The sequence below is a fragment of the Actinocorallia aurantiaca genome (assembly GCF_039533685.1).
Taxonomy (GTDB): Bacteria; Actinomycetota; Actinomycetes; order Streptosporangiales; family Streptosporangiaceae; genus Actinocorallia; species Actinocorallia aurantiaca.
Genome location: NZ_BAAATZ010000012.1, coordinates 617,587 through 627,946, shown reverse-complemented (window position 1 = coordinate 627,946; position 10,360 = coordinate 617,587). Strand labels below are relative to the sequence as shown.

Genomic DNA, 10,360 nt, shown 5'->3' with positions numbered 1-10,360 from the left:
CGGCGGGAGCCGGACGGGCGGCGGCCGGAGGCTCGGCGGCCCGGGCGGGCTGCTCGGGCTCGACGGGCGCGGGCCGGGAGGAGGCGGCGGGCGCCTCCTGCCGGGCGGCGGGCTCCTCGGGAACGGGAGGGGAAGACCTCCGCTCGTCGGGCGCGGGGCGCTCGGGTGCGGCGGGGCCGTCCGCGATCTCCGCGACGGGTGCGGGCTCGCCGGCGAAGGCGGCGGGCGTCGCGGAAGCGTCCTCCGCGGTTGCCGGGTCGGCCTTGGCCGCGGGTTCCCGGGCGGCGGGAGCCGCGGGGGAGGAGGCGGCGGGCGCCTCCTGCCGGGCGGCGGGCTCCTCGGGCGCGGGACGGGCGGGTGCCTGCGGAGCGGACTCGGACGGCGGGGAGCCGGCGTCCTCGGAAGCGGCGGAAGGAGCGGACACCGCGGACTCGGCGGGCTCCTCGGCGACGGGCCGCGGAGCGGGCCGCTCGAACTCGTCCTCGACGGGCCGCCGCTCGGCGGAGACGTCGGCGGGCGTGTACTGCGGCACGGAGCCGGCGGCCTCCTGCGCGGCGGGCTCGCCGGAAGGAGGAGCGGGCGCGGTGGGTGCGGGCTCGCCGGGCGGGGTCAGGGAGACGGCGGAGGGACGCGCGACGGGCGTCTCGCCGGGGTCGCGGCCGGGCGGCGGGGGCAGGACGGTGGGTTCGCCGTCCAGCAGGGCGCTGAGCGCCTCGAGGTCGGGGAAGTCCGCGGCGCGGGCCTCGCGCTGGAAGCGCTCGGGGGTGAACGGCTCGGGGTTGAGCGGGGTGGCGGCGGGCGGGGCCGGCTGGGGCACCTGGGGCACCTGGGGCGGCTGCGCGAAGGGGCGGCCGGCCGGGTAGTCGCGCCGCTGATCGGAGACGATCTTCATGGCGGGGCGGCGCAGCGGGGTGACGATGTCGGCCACCTGCGGCTCCTCGGCGGTCAGCGAGCCGAGCCGGGCCGCCTCGTCGTCGAGGGCGCGCACGACGCGGCGGCGCGGGTCGAACTTCCACTCGGCCGCGTGGGGGCGGCCGCCGTCGTAGAAGGACAGCCGGATCTGCCAGCTGTTGTCCTCGCACTTCCAGGCGTCCCAGGTCACCTCCTCGAGGTCGGCGCCGCGGTTGCCGAGGCGCTCCTCGACCAGTTCGCCCAGCGGCGGTCCCGCCGTGGACTCGCCGGGGGTGCGCATGACGCAGCGCTGGGCCTGCTGGGCCATGTACTCACGTTCCTGGAGGACCGGCCCCTCGAACCAGCGGACGCGTTCAACCGGAATGCCGGCCGACTCGGCGATCTCCTCGGCGGTCTCCCCGGCACGGATGCGGGCCTGGATCTCCTTGGGGCGCAACGGACTCTCCACTTCGATCTCGAACTGACCGAGACGGGAGAAGTGCCCGCGGATCGCGGCACGCAGCCGGTCGTCCACGGGCAGGGTGAACCGGGTGCCCCGGCCTGCGGTGGCCAGCACGAGGTACGAACCGTCCTCGCTCACCGCCACGAGGCGCAGCTCCTGCATGCGTGTCCTTCCCAGCCTTGTCCCCGGCCCTCATCCCAAGCACCGTCCTTGCGACAGCGGGCGCATGCGTCCCTTCCCCCGGATTCCCCTGCCCGAACCTCGGGCAGGAGCCCTTGGAGTCTTTCGTCAAGGACACACCCACTGCCAGCACCGTACCCGGCATGTCCGAACATCGTCGCTTGGATTCATTCGGTGTGCTAGTGCGATGTGAGTGCGGTCACCCGGTGTAAGGAACAAAGCTGTTCTTCTCCCTGGGCCAGCTTGCCGGGTCGGAGGTGCTTCCGGGGGTCAGGCTGCCGTTTTCTTATGCATCCTTTTCCCGGCGACCGCCGGCACGCACGAACTGGAACAGGGAAAACATGTGGTTGGTAGAGGTTTCTCTACCTCATTATGGTTGAGCCGAAACGTTCCTCTTGCTAGGGCACGCCGGAAATTTCATTGTGTCGGTTCGCGTCCCGTCCGGCTAGTCCCCGAGGACCTGGCGGAGGTAGTCGTTGCGGAAGCGGCGGTCGGGGTCGAGTTCATCCCGAAGCTTGGCGAAATCGCCGAAGAAGGGGTAGGCAGTCTCCAGGTAGGAGGCGTCGCGGGTGTGCATCTTGCCCCAGTGCGGGCGGCCGCCGAGGGCGGTGAGGATCTGCTCGACGCCCTCGAAGTAGGCGGAGTGCTCGTTGCGGTTGTAGACGTGGACCGCGATGAACGCCGTCCGGCGGCCTTGGGCCATGGACAGCCAGGCGTCCTCGGCCGGGAGGACCCGGATCTCGATCGGGAAGCTGATCTTCCAGCCGTGCCGGTCGAACGCGGCGCGGATCTCGCGCAGCGCGGTCTCCAGGTGCTCGCGCGGGATCGCGTACTCCTGCTCCTTGAAGAGCACGGAGCGGGAGCTGGTGAACACCTTGTAGGAGGTGTCGGTGTAGGTGCGGGCGCCGAGCAGCTTGGCCGACACGCCGTTGACGGCCTGGATGGCGCCGGGGAAGCGCTTCGTCACCCGCTGTGCGACGCCGAAGACCTGGTTGGACAGGAACTCGTCGTCCATCCACGCCTTGAATCCGGGCAGGGGCTCGCGCGGTCCGTCCACCCTGTTGTTGCGCTTGGTGAGGCAGCCTTCGCTGTGCGGGAACCAGTAGAACTCGAAGTGCTCGTTCTCCGCCTCGAGTTCGTCGAGCCGGGAGAGCACCTCGTCCCAGGCCATCGGCTCCTCCTGCGCGCGCAGGAGGAAGGCGGGGACGGTCTGCCAGGTGATGGCGGTGACGACGCCCAGCGCGCCCATCCCGACCCGGGCGGCGTCGAACAACTCGGGGCGTTCGGCGCGCGAGCAGGTGACCGTCTCGCCGTCGGCCAGCACCATCTCCAGTCCGGCGATCTGGGAGGCGAGCCCCGCGTGGTCGCGGCCGGTGCCGTGGGTGCCGGTCTGCGAGGCCCCGGCGATCGTCTGCTCCTGGATGTCGCCCATGTTGGCCAGGGCCAGGCCGTGCTCTTCCAGTACCTGGTTGAGCCGCCACAGCGGCAGTCCGGCCTCGGCGGTGACCAGGCCGGTGGCGGTGTCGATGGAGCGCACGGCGGTCAGCTCGCGGGGGCTGAGCTGGACTCCCTCGGTGAGCGCCGCTCCGGTGAAGGAGTGCCCGGTTCCGGGCATGCGGACGGTCAGGCCGTCCTCCGCCGCGCGGCGGACCTCCGCCGCGACCTCTTCGGCGGTGCGGGGGGAGACCACCCGAGCCGGGACCGACTGCTGGTTTCCGGCCCAGTTGCGCCAGATGCCGGGGGAGGTTTCAGGGGGCATGGGGGGAGAGTAGTAGAAAGCCTTTATGAGGAAGATTCATGTTATAGATCTTCATCGAATCGTGATCCCTTCGCTGTGACGGCCAGGACGGCGAGCAGGCCCGCCCCCAGCGCCAGCCCGAAGGACCAGGCCGAGCCGCGGGCGTCGATGAGCCGGCCCCCTGCCGCGGCCCCCGCCGCCATGCCCAGGCCGATCGCGGTGGACGCCCAGGTCAGCCCCTCGGTGAGCTGGGGTCCGGAGACCAGCCGCTCCAGGACCCCGTAGGCGGGGATGATCGTGGGGGAGATGGCCAGCCCGGAGAAGAAGATCACGAAGAGCATCGGCGGCAGGCCCTCGATCAGCACCAGCGGCACCAGCCCCGCCGTCATCAGCGCCAGCCCCGCCCGGAACCGGAAGGGCAGCGGCCTCTTCCAGGAGCGGGCGCCGTACCAGAGGCCCGCCGCCCCGCTGCCCGCCGCGTAGGAGGCCAGCACCACCCCGGCGAGGGACCTGCGCCCCGCCTCCTCCGCGAAGGCGATCGCGCCGACCTCCACGGATCCGAAGATGACGCCCAGGAACAGGAACACCGCCGCCATCCGCGGCATCCCCGGCATCAGCAGGGCGCTGCGCCCGGCCCGCTGGTGGGGGTGGGGCGGCGGCTCGGAACTCCGCTGCGCCGCGAAGAACAGGCAGCCGACCAGGGTGAACCCGGCGGCGGCCACCAGCCCGGCGGACGGGTGGGCGGCGGTGGCCAGCACGGTGACCAGCACCGGGCCGGTGATGAAGACGATCTCGTCCAGCACGGACTCGAGGGAGAAGGCGGTGCCGAGCCGGGACTCCCGGTCGGCCAGCAGGTGCGACCACCGCGCCCGCACCAGGCCGCTCATCGACGGCGTGGTCACGCCCACCAGGAACGCGGCGGGGAACAGCGTCCAGGCCGGCAGCGCCAGCACCGCGCACAGCACCAGCGCCAGCATCGCCGCGGTGTCGGCCAGCACCAGCGGCACCAGCACCCGGCGCTGGCCGAACCGGTCGACCCAGCGGGCGACGAACGGCGCGGCGAACGCCGAGCACAGCGAGCAGGTGGCCGCGACCGCGCCGGCCAGCCCGTACCCGCCGTAGGTGGCGGTGACCATGAGCACGATCCCGATCCCCATCATGCTCATCGCCATCCGGCCGACGACGCCGGCGGGCACGAAGTACCGGGCGCCGGGCACCTCCAGCAGCAGCTCACGGTACGGATCGATCATGGCCCCCCCAAGATCACCGTACCCGGGTGCCCGAGACCGGATCCCCGGCGGCCCGATAGCCTGCTGCGGTGGGAAGAAACCGGCTGCTCACCCTCCTGTCCGTGCCACTGGTGCTGGCGTTGACGGTCGCGGCTGGCTGGCTGGCCGTCCGGCTGGGGGACCGGGACGGGGCGGCGACGGCACCGGAGAGCCGGGTGACGGCGGACATGGTGGTCGCCGAGCAGGTGGCGCCGCTGGAGCGGATCGTCCCCCCGCACGTCCTGGCGGTGGTCCCCACCGGGGCGGACGGCGCCCGGGTCGAGCGGATCCGCCGGATCGGGAAGGTCCGGGACGTGATCGTGGTGGACGGCGGCGCGGTGTCCCTGGAGGGCCGGCGGGTCAACGTCTTCGCCGTCGACCCCTCGAGCTTCCGCTCCTGGACGTCCCCCGTGACCGCGAGGAACCAGGACCTGTGGGCCGCGCTGGCCTCTGACAGGTTCGTGGCCGCCGGGGACACCGCCCGGGAGTTGAAGCTGGAACTGGGCAAGAGGTACCAGATCGTCGCCCGCTCCACCCCCGACGTCACCCTGGGAGGCATCGCGTCTCTGGGCGTCCCCCAGGTGGACCTTCTGGTCAGCAGGCGAACCGGGACGGCGCTGGGGCTGGTCCCGGCGGTCGCGCTGATGGTCAACGCGCCGGGGGCGAAGTCGGCGGACGTCGCCAAGAAGGTCCGCTCCGTCCTGGGCGCGAAGGCGACGGTGGTGGACCTGAACGCCGCGGGCGCCGCCCAGGCGGGCGGCAGCTACTTCGACCTCTACAAGAAGGGGGCCGCCGGCTGTCCGGGCCTGTCCTGGACGGTCCTCGCCGCGATCGGGCAGGTGGAGAGCAGCCACGGGCGCGACGTCGGCCCGTCCAGCGCGGGCGCCCTGGGGCCGATGCAGTTCATGCCGGCCACCTGGAAGTCCTACGGAGTGGACGGTGACGGGGACGGCAAGGCCGACATCATGAATCCCTTCGACGCGATCCCGGCGGCGGCCCGCTACCTGTGCGCGGCGGGGGCGCAACGCGACCTCTACAAGGCCGTCTACGCCTACAACCACGCCGACTGGTACGTCCAGAAGGTGCTGGCCCTCGCGGACGCCTACGCCCGGCGGTTCTCGTAGGCTGAGGGCATGGACGCGCTGCTGTTGATCTCGTTCGGAGGGCCGGAGGGCCCCGAGGACGTCATGCCCTTCCTGGAGAACGTCACCAGGGGCCGGAACGTGCCGAGGGAGAGGCTGGAAGAGGTGGCCGAGCACTACCACCTCTTCGGCGGGGTCAGCCCGATCAACGAGCTCTGCCGCGAGCTGAAGAGCTCCATCGAGGAGCTGGTCGACGTCCCGGTGTACTGGGGCAACCGCAACTGGCCCCCCTACCTGGAGGACACCGTCGCCCGGATGAAGGCGGACGGCGTCCGCTCGGCGGCCGCGTTCGTCACCTCCGCCTACGACGGGTACTCCTCCAGCGGCCAGTACCTGGAGGACATCGCCCGCGCACGGGCCGCCGTCCCGGACGCGCCCGAGATCACCAAGCTGCCGGTCTACTGCCTGGAGCCGGGCTTCCTCGGGCCGTTCGTCGAGAACACCAGGGCCGCCCTCGCCCAGGCTCCGGGGGCGCGGCTCGTCTTCACCGCCCACAGCGTGCCGCTGTCGCAGCAGGGCTGCGAGGACTACGTGCGGGAGCTGAAGGAGGTGGCCCGAAGGGTGCACGAGGCCTCCGGTTCGGAACTTCCCTACGACCTCGTCTACCAGAGCCGCAGCGGGCCTCCCTCCCAGCCGTGGCTGGAGCCGGACGTCTGCGACCACCTGGAGCGGCTGCACGCGGAGGGCGTCGACAGCGTGGTCCTGGTGCCGATCGGCTTCGTGTCCGACCACATGGAGGTCAAGTTCGATCTCGACGTCGAGGCCCGGGAGACCGCCGAGAAGCTGGGTATGACCCTGGTGCGCGCCTCCACTCCCGGCGCGGCGCTGGCCCCGCTCGCCCGCGACCTGTTCGAGAGGGCCTGACATGAACCCGAGCGACTACGAGGAGCTGCTGGACCTGGCGGTGGAGACCGCCCGCGAGACGGGGCGGATGCTCATCGACAAGCGGCCCGCCGCCGGCCCGGAGGTGGTGGCCGTCAAGTCCAGCGCCACCGACGTCGTCACCCAGATGGACGAGGCCGCCGAGCGGCTGATCCGGGAGAGGATCGGCGCCGCACGGCCTCGGGACGCCTTCCTCGGCGAGGAGGGCGGCGCCAGCGCGGGCTCCTCCGGCGTCCGCTGGGTGATCGACCCGATCGACGGCACCGTCAACTACCTGTACGACCTGCCGGACTGGGCGGTGAGCATCGCCGCCGAGCACGACGGCGAGACGGTCGCGGCGGTGATCGAGGTGCCGCGCCGCGGTTGGACGTTCACCGCGGTCAAGGGCGGCGGGGCGTTCCGCAACGGCGAGCCGGTGCGCTGCGCCACCGGGGTGCCGCTGGAGGGCGCGCTGATCTCGACGGGGTTCGGCTACGCCTCGAGCCGGCGCGCCACGCAGGCGGAGGTGCTGGCGGGGGTGTTGCCGCACGTCCGCGACATCCGCAGGAACGGCGCCTGCGCGATCGACCTGTGCATGGTGGCCTCAGGCCTGGTGGACGGGTACTACGAGCGAGGGGTGCAGCTCTGGGACATCGCCGCGGGCAGGTTGATCGTGACCGAGGCCGGGGGGAGGATCGGGGGACTGGACGGGGCGCCCGCCGGGCCGGAGCTGACGATCGCGGCCGGTGCCGACCTGTTCGGCCCGCTGCGCGACCTGCTGGCTCCGCTGGATCCGCTGAGGGATTAGACCGGCTGGCCGGCCTGCGGGGGGAGGTCGTGGTTGGCGGCGATCCTACGCAGCTCGTCGATCTCGGACTGGCGGAGGTCGGCGAGGTAGACGTCGCCGTCCTTCTTGGCGGCGTGCAGCGACTCGTAGGCGTCTGTCAGCCGCTGCTGGATGGTCTCGTTCAGCTCGCGCATGGGTGGTCCTTCCGGGTCAGACCCTCTTTACCCCTGGGTCATTGGTCTAAACCTGAACTTCTCAAGGGCGGAGTGGGATTCTCGCACGAGCTCCTTACCGGTCACTTACCCGGTATGTGACATAACGGATGCGGCTGTACGAACAGGGGGAGAAGAAGTGCGAGTTCTGGTCGTGGAGGACGAGCGGGTGATGGCGGACGCGATCGCCACCGGGCTCCGGCGGGAGGCGATGGCGATCGACATCGCCTACGACGGCGCCAGCGCGCTGGAGCGTGCCTCCGTGAACGCCTACGACGTGGTCGTGCTCGACCGAGACCTGCCGAAGGTGCACGGGGACGAGGTGTGCCGCAGGCTCGTCACCGAGCGCTACGGCGCGCGGATCCTCATGCTGACCGCCGCGGGCGAGCTGGACGACCGGGTGGCCGGCCTCAACCTGGGCGCCGACGACTACCTGGCCAAGCCCTTCGCCTTCAAGGAGCTGATCGCCCGGGTGCGGGCGCTCGGCCGCCGCTCGGCGACCCCGCTGCCGCCGGTGCTCTCCCGGTCCGGCATCGAGCTCGACCCCAACAGGTTCACCGTCACCAGGGACGGCAGGCCGGTGGAGCTGACCCGCAAGGAGTTCGCCGTCCTGGAGGTGCTGATGGCGGCCGAGGGCGTGGTCGTCAGCTCCGAGCAGCTGCTGGAGAAGGCCTGGGACGAGCACATCGACCCGTTCACCAACGTGGTGCGCGTGACCATGATGACCCTGCGCAAGAAACTCGGCGACCCTCCCGTGATCGAGACCGTGCCAGGGGTGGGGTACCGGCTGTGACCGGCCCGGGCACCCTCATCTCCGACCTGCGCCAGCTGCCGCGCAGGGTCAGCGTCCGCATGCGGCTCACCCTGCTGTACGGGTCGCTCTTCTTCTTCGCCGGCGTGCTGCTGATGGTGGTCACGTACGTGTTCGTCGGCCAGTCCTTCAGCGCGGTGCTCCCCCCGGGCGAGACCCTCGAATACCGCAGTTTCGACCCCGGCAGCGGCATCATGACGAAGAAGGTGGCGGTCGACGACATCCGCCACATCATGCTGGCCCAGCTGGTCAAGCGCATGCTCTTCGCCCTCGGCGGGGTCGGCGTGCTGGCCCTGTTCCTCGGCTACGTCGTCGCCGACCGGGCCCTGGCGCCGCTGCAGAACATCACCTCCGCGGCGCGCCGCCTGTCGGAGAGCACCCTGCACGAGCGCATCGCGCTGGAGGGCCCCGAGGACGAGATCAAGGAACTGGCCGACACGTTCGACGCCATGCTGGAACGGCTCGGCGACGCCTTCGACTCCCAGCGCCGGTTCGTCGGCAACGCCTCGCACGAGCTGCGCACCCCGCTGGCGATCAACCGGACGCTGCTGGAGGTCGCGCTCACCGACCCCGAGGTCTCCCCGGACCTGCTGACGGTGGGCAAGACCCTGCTGGCCAACAACGCCCGGCACGAGCGGCTCATCGAAGGGCTGCTGCTGCTGGCCCGCAGCGAACGGGAACTCACCACGCACACGGTCGTCGACCTCAAGGACGTCACCGAGACCGTCCTGGACTCGATGCGCAAACGCGCCGACGGCAACCCGCTCGAGGTAACCCTGCACACCGAACTCACCTCCGCGGTGACGGCCGGGGACCCGGTCCTGCTGGAGCACCTGGTGGCCAACCTCGTGGAGAACGCCTTCAAGCACAACGTGGAGGAAGGCGAGGTCTACGTGCGCACCGGCGAGCTGGACGGTTTCGCCGCGTGCCAGGTGGAGAACACCGGCCCCACCATCCCCGCCTACGAGGTCGACAGGCTCTTCGAGCCGTTCCGGCGGCTCAACAACGACAGGATCGAGTCGGCCAAGGGGGCGGGCCTGGGGCTGTCCATCGTCCGCTCGGTGGTGACCGCGCACCGCGGCACCGTCCTGGCCAACCCGAGGCCCGGCGGAGGGCTCATCATCACGGTCCGCCTCCCGCTCCAGCAGTGACGCGGGCCGACGAAAGGGGCCCCGGGACGGCGTCGTCCCGGGGCCCCTCGGCATGAGGCGGTCGTACCGCCGTCAGTTCTGCCGCTTCAGTTCGCCGATCGCGTTGTGGTCGTTGTCGGCGTCCGCGACGCTCTCGCTGAAGTAGTTCTTGATGAACATGCCGTCACCGGGGCCGCCGGTGTTGTCGGGCTTGGGGAACAGCACGTTGTAGGAGTACGTGTCGCACTTGGCGTTGTTCTTGCTGGTGATCTGCTCGCGGACGACGGACTTGTAGTCCGCGCCGGGCGTCGTGTGCAGGAACTGGACGGTGCCGGTGCACGACCAGGTCGTGTCGGCGCCGGGGTCGTTCTGGTAGGTGATCTGCCCGGTGGTGGAGTTCTGCTGGATGACGATCGTGACGGTGTACTTGTTGGTGGTGGGCTTGGTCTGGATGACCGTCCCCTGCCAGGTCCCGGCGTAGTCGGGGCCGAACCCGCCGGTCACCGGGGTGTTGTCCGGCGGGGCGTTCTGCGGCGGGATGCTCTGCTGCGGCTGCCCGCTCTGCTGCGGCTGCTGGGAGATGACGACCCGCTTCTCGTCGTTGTCCAGGATGGTCATCAGGACGACGACGAGGACGATGACGACGACCAGGGCGCCGCAGCCGATCGCGGCGATCGCGGGGCCCTTGGACCTGCGCGGCGGCGGGCCGGGGGCGAACGGCTGGGGGGCTCCGCCGAAGGGCGGGGGAGTGCCGCCGCCGAAGGGCGGCGGGGTGTTGCCGAAGGGCGGAGGGGGGCCGGAGGGGCCGGGGGGCTGGTACACGGGGGAATCCCATCTGCGATGAGCTTGTGTGCAGGCGGCGGGGGAAGGCGATGGC

Annotated in this window: 10 protein-coding genes; 5 read left to right on the top strand and 5 right to left on the bottom strand. The window is 71.4% G+C overall.

Annotated features, from left to right (window positions below; genetic code table 11):
* The 3 genes from sepH to ABD327_RS17995 form a co-directional block, all read right to left on the bottom strand.
* Positions 1–1,516 (bottom strand): septation protein SepH (sepH, locus tag ABD327_RS18005; protein WP_344451575.1); only part of this gene is annotated, 1,516 nt, incomplete at its 3' end.
* Between the two features lie 463 nt (positions 1,517–1,979).
* A complete protein-coding gene (locus tag ABD327_RS18000; RefSeq protein ID WP_344451574.1) occupies positions 1,980–3,293 on the bottom strand; it encodes a D-arabinono-1,4-lactone oxidase in 1,314 nt (437 codons plus the stop codon).
* A 41-nt stretch (positions 3,294–3,334) separates the two neighbouring features.
* Positions 3,335–4,522, bottom strand: a complete 1,188-nt coding sequence (locus tag ABD327_RS17995; RefSeq protein WP_344451573.1) for an MFS transporter — start codon at positions 4,520–4,522, stop codon at positions 3,335–3,337.
* Positions 4,523–4,590: 68 nt separating this feature from the next.
* Between ABD327_RS17995 and ABD327_RS17990 the strand changes: the two genes are divergently transcribed.
* From ABD327_RS17990 to ABD327_RS17980, 3 genes are read left to right on the top strand one after another with little or no spacing between them, the layout of a single operon-like run.
* The gene (locus ABD327_RS17990; protein ID WP_344451572.1) at positions 4,591–5,664 is read left to right on the top strand and encodes a lytic transglycosylase domain-containing protein; all 1,074 of its coding nucleotides are present in this window, start codon (positions 4,591–4,593) and stop codon (positions 5,662–5,664) included.
* Between the two features lie 9 nt (positions 5,665–5,673).
* The gene (gene hemH, locus ABD327_RS17985; RefSeq protein ID WP_344451571.1) at positions 5,674–6,546 is read left to right on the top strand and encodes a ferrochelatase; all 873 of its coding nucleotides are present in this window, start codon (positions 5,674–5,676) and stop codon (positions 6,544–6,546) included.
* 1 nt (position 6,547) lies between these two features.
* Positions 6,548–7,351: an inositol monophosphatase family protein gene (locus ABD327_RS17980; RefSeq protein WP_344451570.1), complete on the top strand. Its 804-nt coding sequence runs from the start codon at positions 6,548–6,550 to the stop codon at positions 7,349–7,351.
* Here the strand turns inward: ABD327_RS17980 and ABD327_RS17975 are convergent.
* Entirely contained in the window at positions 7,348–7,524 is a 177-nt protein-coding gene (locus tag ABD327_RS17975; protein ID WP_344451569.1) for a hypothetical protein, read from the bottom strand. The two genes, ABD327_RS17980 and ABD327_RS17975, sit on opposite strands and share 4 nt — an antisense overlap.
* Before the next feature lie 157 nt (positions 7,525–7,681).
* Between ABD327_RS17975 and ABD327_RS17970 the strand changes: the two genes are divergently transcribed.
* Both ABD327_RS17970 and ABD327_RS17965 read left to right on the top strand, forming a co-directional pair.
* Entirely contained in the window at positions 7,682–8,335 is a 654-nt protein-coding gene (locus tag ABD327_RS17970; protein ID WP_344451568.1) for a response regulator transcription factor, read from the top strand.
* Complete coding sequence (locus ABD327_RS17965; protein WP_344451567.1) at positions 8,332–9,504, top strand: sensor histidine kinase; 1,173 nt, start codon at positions 8,332–8,334, stop codon at positions 9,502–9,504. The genes ABD327_RS17970 and ABD327_RS17965 overlap by 4 nt, the downstream gene beginning before the upstream one ends.
* 72 nt (positions 9,505–9,576) lie before the next feature.
* Here the strand turns inward: ABD327_RS17965 and ABD327_RS17960 are convergent, their stop codons facing one another.
* Positions 9,577–10,305, bottom strand: a complete 729-nt coding sequence (locus tag ABD327_RS17960) for a hypothetical protein (RefSeq protein ID WP_344451566.1) — start codon at positions 10,303–10,305, stop codon at positions 9,577–9,579.
* Positions 10,306–10,360 lie beyond the last annotated feature (55 nt).

What these genes read in the sequence shown, in the direction of transcription:
- ABD327_RS17995 (WP_344451573.1), bottom strand. Translation starts at nt 4,522, where the DNA reads ATGATCGATCCGTACCGTGAGCTGCTGCTGGAGGTGCCCGGCGCCCGG.
- hemH (WP_344451571.1), top strand. Translation starts at nt 5,674, where the DNA reads ATGGACGCGCTGCTGTTGATCTCGTTCGGAGGGCCGGAGGGCCCCGAG.
- ABD327_RS17975 (WP_344451569.1), bottom strand. Translation starts at nt 7,524, where the DNA reads ATGCGCGAGCTGAACGAGACCATCCAGCAGCGGCTGACAGACGCCTAC.
- ABD327_RS17980 (WP_344451570.1), top strand. Translation starts at nt 6,548, where the DNA reads ATGAACCCGAGCGACTACGAGGAGCTGCTGGACCTGGCGGTGGAGACC.
- ABD327_RS18000 (WP_344451574.1), bottom strand. Translation starts at nt 3,293, where the DNA reads ATGCCCCCTGAAACCTCCCCCGGCATCTGGCGCAACTGGGCCGGAAAC.